This window comes from Spirosoma lituiforme (genome assembly GCF_054776635.1).
Map to the genome: position 1 here is coordinate 1417179 of NZ_BAAHBO010000001.1, position 15556 is coordinate 1432734.

At 46.9% G+C, this 15556-nt stretch carries 16 protein-coding genes; 6 read left to right on the forward strand and 10 right to left on the reverse strand.

The window, feature by feature from the left end; translation table 11 throughout:
• Positions 1-6: 6 nt before the first annotated feature.
• From ACYU87_RS06040 to ACYU87_RS06050, 3 genes are all read right to left on the reverse strand, one after another.
• On the reverse strand, positions 7-465 hold the full coding sequence (locus ACYU87_RS06040; protein WP_461133124.1) for a PPC domain-containing DNA-binding protein: 459 nt from the start codon (positions 463-465) through the stop codon (positions 7-9).
• A gap of 155 nt (positions 466-620) precedes the next feature.
• Entirely contained in the window at positions 621-2609 is a 1989-nt protein-coding gene (locus ACYU87_RS06045; protein WP_461133125.1) for a hypothetical protein, read from the reverse strand.
• Positions 2610-3481: 872 nt separating this feature from the next.
• Positions 3482-3934: a PaaI family thioesterase gene (locus tag ACYU87_RS06050; RefSeq protein WP_461133126.1), complete on the reverse strand. Its 453-nt coding sequence runs from the start codon at positions 3932-3934 to the stop codon at positions 3482-3484.
• Positions 3935-4062: 128 nt separating this feature from the next.
• Between ACYU87_RS06050 and ACYU87_RS06055 the strand changes: the two genes are divergently transcribed.
• The 4 genes from ACYU87_RS06055 (at position 4063) to ACYU87_RS06070 (ending at position 6639) form a co-directional block, all read left to right on the forward strand.
• Positions 4063-4824 carry a phosphosulfolactate synthase gene (locus ACYU87_RS06055; RefSeq protein ID WP_461133127.1) on the forward strand — a complete coding sequence of 254 codons (762 nt, stop codon included), beginning with the start codon at positions 4063-4065 and terminating at the stop codon, positions 4822-4824.
• Between the two features lie 13 nt (positions 4825-4837).
• Complete coding sequence (locus tag ACYU87_RS06060; protein WP_461133128.1) at positions 4838-5479, forward strand: DedA family protein; 642 nt, start codon at positions 4838-4840, stop codon at positions 5477-5479.
• Positions 5480-5552: 73 nt separating this feature from the next.
• The gene (locus ACYU87_RS06065) at positions 5553-6296 is read left to right on the forward strand and encodes a shikimate dehydrogenase family protein (protein ID WP_461133129.1); all 744 of its coding nucleotides are present in this window, start codon (positions 5553-5555) and stop codon (positions 6294-6296) included.
• 58 nt (positions 6297-6354) lie between these two features.
• Positions 6355-6639 carry a putative quinol monooxygenase gene (locus ACYU87_RS06070; protein WP_461133130.1) on the forward strand — a complete coding sequence of 95 codons (285 nt, stop codon included), beginning with the start codon at positions 6355-6357 and terminating at the stop codon, positions 6637-6639.
• 45 nt (positions 6640-6684) lie between these two features.
• Here ACYU87_RS06070 and ACYU87_RS06075 read toward each other — a convergent pair whose 3' ends face one another.
• The 5 genes from ACYU87_RS06075 to ACYU87_RS06095 form a co-directional block, all read right to left on the reverse strand.
• Complete coding sequence (locus ACYU87_RS06075) at positions 6685-7458, reverse strand: glycoside hydrolase family 25 protein (protein ID WP_461133131.1); 774 nt, start codon at positions 7456-7458, stop codon at positions 6685-6687.
• A 112-nt stretch (positions 7459-7570) separates the two neighbouring features.
• The gene (locus ACYU87_RS06080) at positions 7571-7816 is read right to left on the reverse strand and encodes a hypothetical protein (RefSeq protein ID WP_461133132.1); all 246 of its coding nucleotides are present in this window, start codon (positions 7814-7816) and stop codon (positions 7571-7573) included.
• Positions 7817-7999: 183 nt separating this feature from the next.
• Entirely contained in the window at positions 8000-8635 is a 636-nt protein-coding gene (locus ACYU87_RS06085; RefSeq protein WP_461133133.1) for a peroxiredoxin, read from the reverse strand.
• 144 nt (positions 8636-8779) lie between these two features.
• Entirely contained in the window at positions 8780-9436 is a 657-nt protein-coding gene (locus tag ACYU87_RS06090; protein WP_461133633.1) for a response regulator transcription factor, read from the reverse strand.
• A 4-nt stretch (positions 9437-9440) separates the two neighbouring features.
• On the reverse strand, positions 9441-11018 hold the full coding sequence (locus tag ACYU87_RS06095; protein WP_461133134.1) for a sensor histidine kinase: 1578 nt from the start codon (positions 11016-11018) through the stop codon (positions 9441-9443).
• Between the two features lie 91 nt (positions 11019-11109).
• Between ACYU87_RS06095 and ACYU87_RS06100 the strand changes: the two genes are divergently transcribed.
• Both ACYU87_RS06100 and ACYU87_RS06105 read left to right on the forward strand, forming a co-directional pair.
• The gene (locus ACYU87_RS06100; protein WP_461133135.1) at positions 11110-11607 is read left to right on the forward strand and encodes a DUF3299 domain-containing protein; all 498 of its coding nucleotides are present in this window, start codon (positions 11110-11112) and stop codon (positions 11605-11607) included.
• A 513-nt stretch (positions 11608-12120) separates the two neighbouring features.
• Positions 12121-13296 (forward strand): glycosyltransferase family 87 protein, encoded by a 1176-nt coding sequence (locus ACYU87_RS06105; RefSeq protein ID WP_461133136.1) that lies wholly within the window; start codon positions 12121-12123, stop codon positions 13294-13296.
• Between the two features lie 61 nt (positions 13297-13357).
• On the opposite strand, the gene ACYU87_RS06110 is transcribed toward ACYU87_RS06105, so the two are convergent.
• Complete coding sequence (locus ACYU87_RS06110; RefSeq protein WP_461133137.1) at positions 13358-14260, reverse strand: glycosyltransferase family 2 protein; 903 nt, start codon at positions 14258-14260, stop codon at positions 13358-13360.
• A 191-nt stretch (positions 14261-14451) separates the two neighbouring features.
• On the reverse strand, positions 14452-15534 hold the full coding sequence (locus tag ACYU87_RS06115) for a hypothetical protein (protein WP_461133138.1): 1083 nt from the start codon (positions 15532-15534) through the stop codon (positions 14452-14454).
• Between the last annotated feature and the right edge of the window lie 22 nt (positions 15535-15556).

Consider the following 15556-nt stretch of genomic DNA (forward strand, 5'->3'; position numbering starts at 1 on the left):
CTTTTTTCATTTTCTCTGCTTTTTTCGGATTACCAGTTCTTTGTAGCCAAAGGTGGGGTCGGGTTCTCGGGCGTAAATGAGTTCCGGCATAACACCGATTACCAACTCCGCCGTAGTGTAGATAAGACAGCCCTTTAGCAGGTGTCCTCCGATCGTCCGACCCGTTGAATCCGAAACGGACAAATGGAGATGGCTCCCATTCATTGACAGAATACCCACGAGCGAAACAATTTCAAAATGCCCCTTCCATACGCTTGGCGTTTCCTGATTAGCCAGACGCAGGGTCAGCGTAGTCAGGCTACCCACGCAGGTAAGTACAGCACCTGCGCTGATGCGTTCCTGCTGAACAATCATTTCCAACGCTTCCTTCAAATCCTGGCCTGGCGTCAGCCGCACAGAATAGGTCTGCATTGTTGACGCAATGGCGGGTATACGACTATTCGGCTGTGGTTGTGCGTTCAGCATGGTTATGAAACATTGGCCAATTATAACTAGTAAAAAAAGTCGCATCTGGTCTATCCGGTTAGTCAAGCCCTACTGTCATTTCAGAGTCTGTAGCCTACATAAATAAAAAAACCGGGAGCGTTGGCCCCCGGTTTTTTTATTTATGTGCTGTTTCCTTATTCAACACCGAAGAGTACATCTGACCGGCGGCCGCTGTTACCAGCCCGACGAGTTGCTTTCTTCTTAGCAGGTGCTGGGGGAGCCAGTAACTTAGCTTTCTGATCATCTGTCAGTGGCTTCAGATCCGTGATCGAGTAGCTGTTGTCGCTAATCGTCGTGTTGAAGCTACCTACTGCTTGCTCAGGCTGACCGTTGCATGGCAGTTTCGTTACAGTGAAGACAGCGCGGAAGTACTGAACCTGCGGACGTACCCGGCGACCTTTGTAGCGGATTGCGTTACCACTTTCAATTTTAGCTTTCTCAGCTTGCAGCTGTTGAGCTAAACCACCTGGCAATTCGCGAATGTTCAGGATAACCGTGTTTGTATCAAACTCAACAGTGCTGTTTGCCAGCTTGCGGTTCAGACCACGATAACGAAGGCGTGTAACCGTGTCACCAACCGACGTAACGGTACCGTTACAGTAACATACGTTAGCCACTTCGCGAGTGTATGGGGTACGGTAGTAAACTTCCAGACGCTCGAGTTTATGACGGTATTCGCACTCAACAACTTTACTACGTGGGCGAATGCTGGCGAAACTCGTGGTAGCCACTTCGCTCATACATGTGCCGCATTTCGCTACTTGCTTGTTGTGAACTGTTACGTAGTAGAAACCTGGATTTACCTGACCGTTGGCGAAGTAAGCGGTTGGGAAAGCAAGAGTCGTATCGGTCGTGTTTTCTAATTGAGCAATTACCTGATCCGTTGAACCAGCAACTACTGAATCGGCGCGGTAATACAAACGAGCCGTGAACGTTTCATTTCTTGGGTTCGGAGTTGTGCTACGCCAGCTAATTACAGGAGCCGTTGCCGCTGTGTTAACAGGAGCTGACTGTTGCGCGTTTGTGCTGTCTACGAAAGCAAGCGATGCACCTTTCAGAGAAGCGCCGTTGAAACGAACGTTCAACTCAGGAACCTGTTCGCAGGTTGGGCAGGTAACGGGAGCCTTAGGAATAAGCTTCTTCTGAATAAAACCTTTCCGAACAGCCAAGCCAACGTTAAAACCACCGTGCTTGCGTTTGAACTCATACAACTGGTCATCAACACCATTAACGATCAGGTAGTTAAGTTGGGTAATAAAACCTTGTCCCTGAACACCGATGTTCCAGTTATTGCGCAATGGGAAGAAAATAGCTACCGAACCCAACGCGCCCAGGTGATATAGACTAGGACTAGGGTTAACCGAACGAATTAAACCGCCACCACCGACAAATGAAGGAACGGATGGCAACGACAATGTTGATGGCGTATAGGCAGCGATTGTAGCCGCTTCTGAACGAAACAGACCACCTCGGGCACCCAACTCAATGAACGTTGTCGCATCTGGGTTACGACGGCTACGAGCCAGCGTAAACGTCAGGACAGGTCCAACCGTCAGGAACATATCTTCCGAAGCCCGTTGACGAATGGTTACCTGATCTCTCGTGAAGCCACGAGCGGCAGCCAACCCGTACAGGTAATCTGTGTAGATACTACGCGTGATGTAATTCTGGTAACCGAAAGATGCCCCTACGCCAAAACGCAGCCGGCGGGTAGCAGGTGTCAGGAAATAATCAACGTTGGCGGTAATGTTAAAACCAGCACCATTGTAAAGAGTATTGTCACGTTTGGTAGGACCAAATGTATTTTCCCACGTTCCGCAATAAGCAAAGTTAGGACCGGCATACAAACCTACCCGCCATGGCGACAGGCGCCGTACTAAGATAAACGTTTGAAAGGTTGTGTCGCAGTCGTCCAGTTCAGCAACATCACTGGCTTGTGCTTTGAAATCACCTCTACGCAGCGTATCGGTGTAAACACCTTTACCCAAACGATAGATGTTCTCTCGTGAATAATTGCCGCTCGGTGCGGTTGTCGTGGCGGGTTGAACCCGGACTGTGTCAGCCTGTTGAGCAAGACTAACAGAAGGTATTGCAAAACCTAGCAACACGAGTCCAGCCAGCATCCTCATAGGGTGTTGTTGGATAAATGTTCGCATATTTATTGAGTTAATTTGACGCAATGTTTGTTACTAAACTTTTATTCTCCCAAACGTGACTACGGAAATTTAGGGAACGGCCTGTCACTTTCCTGGCTGGAGGTTACTTAAAGAGCCTTCAGCATTCTATATGACTAACTTTTGAGGCAAATGTTTTGAGGTTGTTAAAACTTTATCTTCATTCTCAAAAAAATGCCTTTCTCCTTAAATTGTGGTCAACGCTAGTTAACCGGTCACACAGGTCATCTGATGAATGTCTTCGTCACGTGACCCAACAATTCGCTATTTTTCTGCAATGTTAAGACTGAAACGCAAAACTCAACCCATCTATCAGTTTTTTTTTCGCCTTCATTACTAAATAACCTAGTTGACCAAATTTATAGAATACTCCCTGGATCAATTTGGTCTGTCAGGATTAGCTGAATAATATCAGTGACACTATTACTGATTTAATAGAATTATGTTTAAAACCGGCGTTTTTTTATCAACAGTCAATAATAGTGAGAATAAGGTGATAAAAAAATAAATACATACATAGGGACTAAACAAACCCTAAATACCGGACATTTTCTCATTTGTTCTTCAATTCGTTCTATTTTTATCGCTTACCGTTCGATTCATTATCCAATTTTTTATACCTAGAAGTGGTAAGCAAAAGCAGGTAGTATTACCCATTATCTACCTTTTTTTCGATTTAACCCTTCTTTTATTTACTGACATTGAACGGACATTAATTAGCTATGCCGATTATATTATTCACCATATGTGAATGACCAAAACTATAAAGTGTACTATACCAATACGCTCATAACTTAGCCGGTTTACTTTTTCGAGTGCTTTTATATCTGCTCTACTCTAATGGATGTTTGAATCAGATTAGTCGCACATTTCGCGATGATTTTACCGGTAGAAGCCAGAATCCGGCCTTCGCAGTGAACAATATTTTTTCCTTCTCTGATGACCTCAGCCGTTGCCGTAACTACTTCGCCCATACGAGCTGCGTGTAAAAAATCAATCGTCAGATTAACGGATGTAAACGCATATTCCCGGCCGAGTGAATAAACCATGGCCCCAATTAAATCATCGAGAATGGCCGCGCCCGCACCACCGTGCAAAACGCCGGCCGGATTCGTCATTTCCGCCCGAATAGTGAAATCCGCTACCAGTCGGCCATAATCTGCTTCCTGAATGGTGCCATTGAGCCAGCCGCCAAAAGGCGATATGCTTCCACTCATGCTCTGCCCTACCCGAGAGCGGAAGAACTCCAGACGGGGATTTGTGTTATTATTCATAGCGGCAAAAATAGTACTTAACTAAGCTAAAAGTCTATAACATGCTATTATTTATGTACTTTCTTGGGAGTTTTTCAAGACTTGTACTACTTTTGGGCGTTTTTAATAAGCCTACGCAATTACTAGTCATGAATTATACGCTTACGCAGATACCCGATCGAACCGCAAAACCTCGTGAAAGCGGGCTGACCATGGTAATGGACAAAGGGTTGAGCCTCCGGGAGGTAGAAGATTTCCTATCTGTCTCTGCTGACCACACAGACATCGTCAAGTTGGGTTGGGCAACTTCTTTTGTCACTCCGCGCCTAAACGAAAAACTAGCCATTTATCGCGAAGCGGGCATTCCTGTGTACTTCGGCGGAACCTTGTTCGAAGCTTTTGTGGTGCGAAATCAATTCGACGATTATCGCCGGTTGTTGGATAAGTACGGGATGGATCACGCGGAAGTATCGGATGGATCAATTGATATGGTTCAGGACGATAAGTGTGAATACATTCGCCAGCTTGCAACTCAGGTCATTGTCCTTTCTGAGGTGGGTTCCAAAGATGAAGCCAAGATCATTCCTCCCTATAAGTGGATTCAATTGATGAAGGCCGAACTGGAAGCAGGTGCCTGGAAAGTAATCGGCGAAGCTCGGGAAGGCGGTACCGTTGGCTTGTTCCGGTCGAGTGGTGAGGTTCGGCAAGGGCTGGTTGAAGAAATTCTAACACAGGTTCCATGCGAAAAAATTCTGTGGGAAGCTCCACAGAAGGAACAGCAGGTTTGGTTTGTCAAACTCCTCGGCGCGAACGTGAACCTGGGTAACATTGCACCCCACGAAGTTATTCCCCTGGAAACCATCCGGTTAGGTTTGCGTGGCGATACATTCTCACAATTTTTAGATAAGTAGGGGGCAAAAACACATGGATCTTATTAAGTCGCTTTTTGATTTTTTGCTTCACCTGGATCGCTATCTTGATCTGTGGGCCAATGAGTATGGTGTGCTGCTGTATGCCATCCTTTTTCTGATCGTATTTACCGAAACAGGCTTGATCTTCATGCCGTTGTTACCTGGCGACTCGTTGTTGTTTGCAGCCGGTGCCCTGGCCGCCCGACCAACCAACGAACTGAGCGTGTGGGTCATTATTCCACTGCTTATCGTAGCTGCCCTAATGGGGGATAATGTGAATTACTTCGTCGGCAAATTTCTGGGTTCAAAGATCAAATCCCGCGAACGCATTCTATTCTTCAAACGCGAATACATTGCCGAAACGGAGAAGTTCTACGAAAAATACGGTGGACGTACCGTCATTATTGCGCGTTTTATTCCGATTGTGCGCACCATTGCGCCTTTTGTGGCCGGTGCTGGCAGCATGAGTTACGCTACGTATATCAGGTTCTGCATACTGGGAGCCATTTTGTGGGTAACGAGTATTTCGCTGCTAGGCTACTTTTTTGGAAACTTCCCGATCGTCCAGAAAAACTTCGAACTGGTTGTCTTTGGCATCGTTGGCTTATCTGTCGTACCCATTATTCTGGAATTTTTCAAGAAAAGGGCTCGCTAGACTAGTTGTCTATTCGTAAAAAGCACGATGCCATTGCCAATTGCAGTGGCATCGTGCTTTTAACCTAATTACTATGAATCGCTACGGCCTGATTGGCTTTCCACTCACGCATTCATTTTCGAAACGGTACTTCACGGAGAAATTCGACCGTGAAGGCATCATCGACAGCCAGTACGATCTGTTCGAGATGTCTACCATTACGACGCTGCCGGATTTGCTGGCACTGCCGGATCTGAGGGGGCTCAACGTTACTATTCCGCACAAACAGGCTGTTTTACCTTACCTCGACCGGCTCGATGCCTCGGCGGAGAAAATTGGCGCTGTTAATGTGATCAGGCTGGAAACGGATGGTTCCCGAACGGGGTATAACTCCGACTATTACGGTTTTCAACAGTCACTGGTCAACTGGCTAACATCACTTGGCCGTTCATCGGAGGGGTTGAAAGCCTTGGTACTTGGCACCGGTGGGGCATCAAAGGCCGTTACAGTTGCCCTATCCGACTTGGGTATTTCGCACCGCTATGTGTCGCGAACCAAAAGTGCCGACTCGTTCACTTACGATGAATTAGCGAGCGTCATAAACGATTTCCCGCTCATCATCAATGGCTCGCCAGTAGGTACGTACCCCAGAGTTGATGAAGCGCCAGTTCTCCCCTACTCATTGTTGACGGCCCGCCATTTGCTGTACGATCTGGTTTACAACCCTGTTGAAACGAAGTTTATGAAACTGGGTCTTGAACAGGGTGCTGCCGTTCATAACGGGCTGCGAATGCTGGAGTTACAGGCCGAGAAAGCCTGGGAAATTTGGCAACGGTAGATGTTGACCTTATTGCCTTTAGTTGAGGAGTCTATTCATTTATTTAATCGTATTACCAATGCCTCTGTTAGTATTTGCCGCCATTACGGCCAACTCCGGTGCTGAAACCGACCTTAAGAACGCCCTGTCCGAGCTGGTTCTGGCCGTACGAACCGAACCAGCCTGCCAACTCTACGAACTATACGAAAACACAGAACACCCTGAGCGGTTTATCATGCACGAACGCTGGGACGACGAAGCAGGATTACAGGCTCATAACCAGATGCCGCATATGAAAGCCTTCGGCGAAAAAGCGAAAAACTGGCTGGCCAGCCCAGCTGTGTTGACGAAAGTAAGTGTGTAGACGGGCTCAGGCCCGTTTATTTTTACAGCTTGTCCGTAAAGACACTTATAAACAAATATCTTTCATTCGATCTTCGTCCATCACAAACACATTGAAGTCTACCTGACCCCGTATACCCTGCACAAAACCACTCTGGTTATGCTGCCAAAGGTATAGCTTATCGGCGTCGTACGTCCGTAAGTGTTTGGCTGAATAGTCGGCAATCCAGAGTGGATACTCACCCAGATTGTCTTTGATGTACCGCTTATAGAGGTTCCCGTTCGTATAAATCATGGGCCTCACATGGTAATGTTCTTCAACGGTTTCGAGCCAAAGCCTTAGTCCGTTGATAACCGTTTCGTCCGACTGGCCATTTATTACCTCGAAATCGACAACCGGCACAAAATCACCTTCGCTCAGCTCCACGGTCCGAATAAAATTATTGGCCTGTTTGAGCGGGTCGCGGGTAGGGTGATAAAAATGATAGGCTCCCCGCCGTAAGGCTGATTTCTTGGCTTCACGCCAGTTCTTCCCAAAATGCTTGTCGGCTAGCGTAGCCCCCTCGGTCGCTTTGATAAATACGAACTGAAGTCGGACACCATCCGCTTCCATTTGCCTGACCCGCTCCCAGTTAATCCGATCATTATGCCGGGATACATCAATACCGTGAATGCCGTAGCGCATGGGTAACCGAATACCGAATGCCCGAACAAATTGCCAATCAAGCTCTTTTACCCTGCGCGACCGAACAACCAGGATAGTAGTCAAAACGATAAAAAATGCCGCAATCCATAGACCATATCGCTGAATGATGAGCTTAATCAGAACGCGGGTTTTCATGCAGTTTTTAATTTGTGGATCAAAAATACGGCATTAGACCCGAACATAACGAACATAAAAAAGCCCTCTGCTTACGCGAAGGGCTTTCTCAATCAAGCTTTGTAAGGCATTATCAATCGTGACCTTCCAGTTTGACTAGCTTGTTATACAAGCCAAGCAACAAAAAGGGAGCTGCCCACTGACCAACAAACAGGCTTTTATCACGCTCCTTTATGTACTGGTAATACAGCGAAACGCCCATTGAACCCAGTGCCGCCCACAAAAAGATGTCGGAAGGCAATTTAGCGGTTTGCTCTTCGATTGCTGTTGCTACTGGTCCTTCTGAATGCTCGGGATTATTGTTTTGAGACTTTGCCATAACGCTAAGTTGTTTGTTTTTCTACAGAACGACTAACTCAGCGGGTAATCATAAAGTTTTAAGACTATAGTCTTTAGCTAGTATTGTATGCTTACGGTCCGCTTCATTCAACTAAACGAGGTTCGGTGGGTTAAACTAAGCACGTTAGTTTAACCCACCGAACCTCGTCAAGATAACCGAACGCTACTTGTTAGGCTGCGGAGTCGTGCGTAAGTAGGGCTTAACGAACGTTACCCCTTTTGGAAACTTGGCCTCTAATTGATCATTCGTTACGGCAGGTGTAACGATAACGTCATCACCAGACTGCCAATCGGCAGGAGTAGCCACCTGATAATCAGCCGTCAGCTGAAGCGAATCAATGACCCGGATGAGTTCATTGAAGTTACGCCCGGTTGAGGCCGGGTAAGTCAGCGTCAGTTTTATTTTCTTATCGGGTCCAATCACGAATACCGAGCGAACCGTTGTTTTTTCGCTGGCATTCGGGTGAATCATATCATACAGAACAGCCACGTTCCGGTCGGCATCAGCAATGATCGGGAAGTTTACTTCAGAGCCGGTCACGTCCTTGATATCGGGCGTCCAGCGATTGTGTGACTCCAGATCATCTACCGATACGGCAATCACTTTCACATTCCGTTTGCCGAACTCATCCTTCAAGAGCGCGGTCCGACCCAATTCCGTTGTACAAACGGGCGTAAAATCGGCAGGGTGCGAGAACAGCATTCCCCAGGAAGTACCCAGCCATTCATGAAAGTGAATATGGCCCTGGGTTGTATCGGCCTCAAAATCGGGAGCAATATCTCCTAAGCGTAACGACATGGTAATACGGATTTATTAGTTAATTAAACCTATCTAGTTAATATAGTATTTACTAAATGGAAAACCGGCACTAAGCCGGTTTTGGAAGCAAACCTAAAAAACAATTTTCAAGTTCACAATCAGGTTCCTCATGTTGCTCAATACCTAGATCAGTTTGTCTTCTACAGCCATTCTAACCAGTTCGGCGGCATTACGCACCTGCAAACGTCGCATCATGTTAGCCCGGTGGTTGTCAACGGTTCGGACACTTAGCTGGAGTTTCTCCGCAATCTCCCGACTACTCATCCCATCGACCAAGAATTGTAATATCTCTTTTTCTTTATTAGACAGCTTCGACTGGCGTTCGGCGCGCCCGTGCCGATCTCCTTTCTTTAGCTGCTGCATGTAACCGCTCAAAATAATCGAGGCTACTGGCGAGCTGTAATATTTCTCTCCGGAAGCAATTGTCCGGATAGCTTTTATCATCTCATCAGACGATGAATCTTTCAAAATATACCCGTACGCCCCGGCTTCTACAGACCGCAGGATATAATCCTCATTATTGTGCATGGACAGCATTAGCACACGAACATTTTTGTACAACCGGCTGATAACCTGTGTTGTCTGAATACCCGACATACCCGGCAATGAAATATCCATGAGGATCAGATCGGGCAGGCGGCTTGGGTCGGGCTGGATAACCTTCAGTTTATCGAGAATTTCTTCGCCATCGTTGGCTTCGTCAATAATTTCCAGGCCGTCAGCTTGTTCAAGCAAAAGTCGAATGCCATCGCGAACGATAGAGTGGTCGTCCACCAACATTATTCTAGTAGGTGTCATGGGGAGCAAAATGCGTTTTATAAGGAATGCTTACTTGTATTTTGGTGCCTTTACCGAACGCCGATTGTACTTTGAATTTACCGTTGAGCAATTTGGTTCGTTCCTGCATGTTATGTAAACCCTGCGAGGGCGGGCGTAGTTCTGATGGATCAGTCGAGTCGCCGTTTATTTCTGATTTTTGTTTATATGATCCATTATCCTGCTTTTTTCGGGGTATCTGAAATCCCTTGCCGTCATCGCTGACCAACAACTGCAAGGAGCTGCCCCGCTCATTCAATTCAATATGAATGTGCGACGGCTTCGCGTGTCTAATGGCATTGCTCACCGCTTCCTGCGTAACCCGATAGAGCATGATCTCGACGTTTGGGTTCAATCGGGGCATATCGGAGGTAAAATTCGTTTCAAATGTAACCTCAAAGGATGTGCTCCGATCTTGCTCGGCAAGCATTTTTATGGCGGGTATAATGCCGAAATCGCTTAGCACGGTGGGCATCAGGTTATTGGAAATTGTTCTTGTTTCCTGGATAGTCTGCGTCACCAGGCTCTTCAGCGTTTTCAAATTCTTAGCGTACGGCGCCGAGCCAACCTGTTCCGGGGCAGCTGCTCTGGTCAGGCTGGCTTCAAGCCCTTCAATTTGCAGCTTAATGGCCGTAAGCATTTGCCCGAGGCCATCGTGCAGCTCGCGGGACAATCGTTTCCGCTCTTCTTCCTGACCGGCAATCAGGTATGACGTTCTAGACTTCTGGTCGTCAATCTCCTGCTGATACTGCAGCTTAGTCGCTTCAAATAACTTCTGCCGGGTTTCTTTCAGTGTTCGATTCGTGTTAAGCAATTTTTTATTCGCGGCTGTTGTCTGGCTCTCGGCCTCAACTAGTTGCGCAAACGTCTGTTTGAGTTTCCGGGCGGCAGGGCGGAAAATCAGGAACCCAATTCCCAATAGAATCGTGACTGTAAATACGTACAGGTAGAGTTCAATGGATTGCAGCAACGTCAGCTTGGCTCTGAGCTCAGTCGTGTATTCCCGAACAATACCGTCTATTTCCTCCAGAAATGGTTTTTCATTGGCCAGCATCAACTTGATACTGGCTTGTACTTCGGGCGTTTTTATGTCTTCGAACTTCTGAAGCTTCATCAGGCGGTGAGCACTCCGCTGGAACGCTTCAAACTGCGGGCGAATGGCTTCGTATAAGTGCTGAACGGTCGACGAGTTAACGATGAATACTTTCGGATTATCGACCTTTCCCTGTCGGCTTTGCAGGTGGTAGCGTTCGAAAGCAGGAAACACCTGTCGTAGGGCCGCCACATTTTCTGAGAAATCGGCTTGTTCGCTGGCGTCCGTTAATTGCAGCACCTGCTTCACGATCTGCTGGCTTTGGTGTCGTTGCAGCGCTGTATAGCGAATGATCCATAGCTCGTCCTGAACGGCACGCAACCGCCATTGCGTAAGCCCCTGCCCCACCGTCAGCAAAACGGCCAGAATAATCAGCAGTGTCATGTACAACCGGGTAAACCGAACGGGAATTACCGAGCCATCTTTTGTGTTGTCGTTGAGTGTATCAGGCACGAGCAGCGTGGTTGATGATAAAGTCCGTTAGTAAAAGTAATATTTTTTGTATTTTTACCATTGCATCTTCGCTCATAAGACTTCCTTCGACATGACTCGTTTATTGATTGCCTTCGTATTCGTATCGCTTGTAGCCCCGGCTTTCCGTCCGGCACTACCTTCTGTAGATCGGGTTAAGCCAGAAACGGTGCCTTCTGCTGCGGCCGAGCCGGTAAAACTCTCCTGGGAAGTTCTGCGCGATGTTACGTTCAAGAAAAAATGGTATGCCGAAGAGTCTGTATATATGCTGTATCCCACATTCGGGCAGGGTATTCAGAAACTGAACGGAAAAACGGTTGATCTTACCGGCTACGTTCTTCCGGTGGATCTGGAATCAAATGTTTACGTGCTCTCAGCTTTCCCGTATAGCGCCTGTTTCTTCTGCGGGGGCGCCGGACCCGAATCGGTTGTGTCGCTGAAATTTAAAAAATCCGACAAAAAATTTAAAACCGATGAACGTCGTACTTTCCGCGGGACACTCAAGCTGAATGCGGATAATATTTACGAGCTGAACTATATCCTGGCCGACGCTGAAATGATTCCGCAATAAGCCGGTCGATTTTTATACTGACGGTTGACACAGACAAAAGCCCGCTTCTCGTTAAAGAAGACGGGCTTTACATTACGGCAGATACGGCACTGAAGATTATAAGACTCTATTTATCGCAATATGTTTACGTACGTTGCGGTACATACTCTATAGCAACACAATAAATCTTTAGTATTAATGCCGCACTGTATAGGTGTTAATACTTCTTTCAACGATAGAAAAGACTATTTGTTTGATTATAACTGCCGATTAACCCTAAAATAGTGGCGTTTATAAATCTTATTTAGCCAATTAACTGAGTAATAACGCTCACGTAATCAATACCTTATCAACGGACACGGCTTATTAATCTGATGAACTTTCCCATTTCGCGAAAGCTGGTTACAATCAACTAGATCACCCATCACGGTTACTCTATTACCAATTCGTTAAGCGGCAATTTAAGTCCCCCCAGCCAGACAGGGTAGTAAGTTTATTAAACCTGTTTAATTTTACGAGACATACTGACGATCTATGAGTCTTGACCGCTTGCTGGGGTATTTTACGTTGCCTCGTTTAATTAAACTGTACATTGGCCTTTTTTGTCTGGTTGCTGTTCATCAATACCTGTTATTGAACCAATACAATAACTATTTGATGTTTGCGCGGCCATTCCATAATCTACTGCTCGATAAAAGCATCTACGGCCTGCACCCGAACTTATACGAAGATAACTACAAATACAGCCCCACGTTCGCCTGGCTCATGGGGCCATTTTACTACATGCCCGACTGGCTGGGTACCATTTTATGGAACCTGCTCAATACGCTTGTTTTGCTGGCGGGCGTCTGGTTTTACTTGTCGGATGAACGGAATCCCGCTGTCCAACGACGAGTGGCGTTGCTTATCATCATCCTTGAAGCACTCATTACGGCCCAAAATCTGCAGAGTAATAACTTCATTGTCGGCGCTATGCTGCTCGGGTTGTACTTTCTGCGCAATGAACGGGTCTGGCAAGCGGCCTTTTTCTTTGTCCTGTGTGGCTTTATTAAGTTTTATGGCATGGCAGCCGCAGGCTTCTTTTTGTTCTACCCCCGCAAACCGCAGTTCATTCTGGCCATGCTCTGCTGGATTGTTCTGCTTGGCATTGCCCCATTAACCCTTATCCCGCTCGACCATCTGATAGCGGAGTACAAGGAGTGGTTTCATGTCATTGTGATCAGTAAGCTGGGGCTACAGGTTTCCGTAATGGGTATTGTTGAGACGTGGTTCGGTATGGAAAAAACCGATGAAAACTACCGGGTTATTGAATTGATTGGCGCAACCCTTTTCCTGCTGCCGTTTCTTCGTTTCAAGCTTTGGCACGATAGGTTGTTTCAACGGCGGATGATCGCCTACTTTTTCCTCTTCATTATCGTTTTCAATAAAATGGCGGAGTCACCTACTTATGTCCTGGCGGTGACGGGCGTCGCGCTATGGTGGGTAACGCTTGACACGCCCTCCCAACTCGATAAAATTCTGCTGGCTCTGGTAATCATTTTCACATCGCTTTCTCCAACGGACATATTTCCTCAGGTAGTGCAAAAGCAGGTATTTCAGCCGTATAGTGTCAAAGCTATCGCCTGTTTGCTCGTGTGGGGCCGGGTGCAGTACCAGATATGGACACAGCCCGCTAAAACAGAACACGCCGTAGCGACCAGAATAGCCTAGTGCTACAGCGTGTTCTCTGATGGATCTCTTAAAAGGGGTTGGGCTATACCCGCATGCAACCTTACTCTTTCAGTACTTTATAATTGCGGTATTCGCCAAGCCGCCAGCCGAGAACGCTGTCCAGCCAGTAAGCTACTCGCTTCTTCAGACTCATGTTCCGGTTGATCTTGGCCGGATCAAATTCGTAATTCCCGTTCTTGACGTTTTCGGCCATAATGGCTGGATGAGTTCCTGTAAACGGGGCTATTTTCTCAATAACATAATAATTGACTTCTGTGCGTCCGCTGAATTCTTTGTTTAATTCTTCATCGTTCATCCAGAACTGCGCAAAGAATTTGGACTTATCGTTCATCTCTTTTGGAGGGCGAACGTAGCTGTAGTGGTATACAGGTACGCCAATATTACGTACCCACAACTTATCGCCCTTGTAATTTTGCTCTCGGGCCTGCTGGCTTGGGTACCGCCGAAACCCCTGCGAATCCCGGTACGAAAATACATCCAGCCCCTTCCGGAAAATCCGGATCTCTTTCAGATGCTGATACCGTGTTCCGTTCAGGTAATTATAACTTCCATAGAAATTCAGGAAATCGAATAACAGTCCCTGTACCTTCGGGTTTGGGTCGGCGTCTTCGATGGCTTTCTTGATCGTTGGCAAATCCTGTTCATGAATGATTTCGTCGGCCTGGATATGAAATAGCCAATCGCCAGTACATGCGTTGAGGGCAATGTTTGCCTGTTGAGCGAATATCTTACCGCCCTGGCGCATTTGCTCATCCCATATGGTGTCAACGATTTTTATTTTAGGACTTTTCAAGGCTTCAATGGCTTCACGAGTACCATCAGTAGAGTCACCAACAGCTACGACAAATTCATCACAGATGGGCAAAATCGATTGTATTGACTCCAGAAATGGATACTGGTATGTAAATCCATTTCGTATGTAGGAAAAGCCACTGATTGTCATAAACGGTCATTTAATTTTCACCAAAAGTAAAGAAACACGACGATCTAAAAAAAGTACGTCTTTACAGATCGATGGCTGTAGCTGACCGATTCTTACGTTCAACCTTTGTTTTCCCAGCAAGTAGAAAATAGTGAAAAGCCCGATAAACCTATTTGGTCACCGGGCCTTGCTACTCTCCATTTTCAGTAAACTTAAGCTGCCATTTGCAAATAGGACTCCTGATCGGACTGGGGTTCCTGCAACATCGGTACGATAACGGTATTCATACGCTCCCGCACGAAACTCTCCTGCAAATAAGACGGCAACTTGGCCACCAATTGCCGGTATGCCTGCAGACCAAGGGCTTTGGCAATGTAAGCTTCATGTACGGCGTTGACATGAGCCACAATGTTGACCAGACTCTGGTGAAACAGTTTGACGTCAATCTCTGAATCGACGAAGCGCTCGATCTCCCGATTGGTCGATGAGATACGCAGACGGCTCAACATATCGAAGTACGTTGTATAGCCGATTTGCCTGGCCAACTGCTTGTATTGCTCTACACTGAACTTTTGCAGAATTTCACCCGTCTTCGGACTACGAAGGGCCGTTTTGGGGTTCGTCTGAATAGCATTGCGTAACGCTTTTACGCGCTGATCGCGGGTTGTTTTCAGAAACTGCGCCAACTCAGCCTGGGCCGAAGCCGATCGTGAAGGCAATAACAACTCTGTTTTTGACGCCACGCTGAACCGTTTCGACATAGGCAGGCGTTGAATCCGGTAATTATTTATCGGCCCCAGAGCATAGTAGCCAATAGAAGCCGGATAATACCCCCGCACCACCGCGTTGCCGATCCGCCTACGAATCAGCTCTTCATTGCTGACATTGATGCCCTGCACAGCCAGAAACGCTCGGGCACTGAACAGAACACTGTAATACGCTTGCGGAAAAGTCCAGTGTAACGAACTTTGCAAATACTGCTCGTCATTAACAACCGGGGTAATCCGCAGCGCATATTCGGCGCTCCAGCTATTCAATAATAGTTTCTCCAAGGCCTTGCGGCTCTCGTCCGTTGCCCGTCCATAAAACTGCTGAAAGACAGGAAACTTGGCAATGTCAAAAAGGTCGTTTTGGTGATGGATATGGTAATCCATCGCAAAAAAATGGTTCAGAAACACCTGCGCCGGAATGGATTTCCGCCAGTTGTCGTCGAGCGGCAAACTGCCCGCCGAAGTCGGTGCAAAGGGTGCCTGAGCGTCCTGGGAATGCATCGTCACGTTGGTTATCTGTGTCATACATTATCAACGAAAAAGGTGC

What these genes read in the sequence shown, in the direction of transcription:
- ACYU87_RS06060 (WP_461133128.1), top strand. Translation starts at nt 4,838, where the DNA reads ATGGATCTTATTAAGTCGCTTTTTGATTTTTTGCTTCACCTGGATCGC.
- ACYU87_RS06065 (WP_461133129.1), top strand. Translation starts at nt 5,553, where the DNA reads ATGAATCGCTACGGCCTGATTGGCTTTCCACTCACGCATTCATTTTCG.
- ACYU87_RS06085 (WP_461133133.1), bottom strand. Translation starts at nt 8,635, where the DNA reads ATGTCGTTACGCTTAGGAGATATTGCTCCCGATTTTGAGGCCGATACA.
- ACYU87_RS06115 (WP_461133138.1), bottom strand. Translation starts at nt 15,534, where the DNA reads ATGACACAGATAACCAACGTGACGATGCATTCCCAGGACGCTCAGGCA.
- ACYU87_RS06045 (WP_461133125.1), bottom strand. Translation starts at nt 2,609, where the DNA reads ATGCTGGCTGGACTCGTGTTGCTAGGTTTTGCAATACCTTCTGTTAGT.
- ACYU87_RS06040 (WP_461133124.1), bottom strand. Translation starts at nt 465, where the DNA reads ATGCTGAACGCACAACCACAGCCGAATAGTCGTATACCCGCCATTGCG.
- ACYU87_RS06075 (WP_461133131.1), bottom strand. Translation starts at nt 7,458, where the DNA reads ATGAAAACCCGCGTTCTGATTAAGCTCATCATTCAGCGATATGGTCTA.
- ACYU87_RS06070 (WP_461133130.1), top strand. Translation starts at nt 6,355, where the DNA reads ATGCCTCTGTTAGTATTTGCCGCCATTACGGCCAACTCCGGTGCTGAA.
- ACYU87_RS06050 (WP_461133126.1), bottom strand. Translation starts at nt 3,934, where the DNA reads ATGAATAATAACACAAATCCCCGTCTGGAGTTCTTCCGCTCTCGGGTA.
- ACYU87_RS06110 (WP_461133137.1), bottom strand. Translation starts at nt 14,260, where the DNA reads ATGACAATCAGTGGCTTTTCCTACATACGAAATGGATTTACATACCAG.
- ACYU87_RS06055 (WP_461133127.1), top strand. Translation starts at nt 4,063, where the DNA reads ATGAATTATACGCTTACGCAGATACCCGATCGAACCGCAAAACCTCGT.
- ACYU87_RS06080 (WP_461133132.1), bottom strand. Translation starts at nt 7,816, where the DNA reads ATGGCAAAGTCTCAAAACAATAATCCCGAGCATTCAGAAGGACCAGTA.
- ACYU87_RS06105 (WP_461133136.1), top strand. Translation starts at nt 12,121, where the DNA reads ATGAGTCTTGACCGCTTGCTGGGGTATTTTACGTTGCCTCGTTTAATT.
- ACYU87_RS06100 (WP_461133135.1), top strand. Translation starts at nt 11,110, where the DNA reads ATGACTCGTTTATTGATTGCCTTCGTATTCGTATCGCTTGTAGCCCCG.
- ACYU87_RS06090 (WP_461133633.1), bottom strand. Translation starts at nt 9,436, where the DNA reads ATGTTGGTGGACGACCACTCTATCGTTCGCGATGGCATTCGACTTTTG.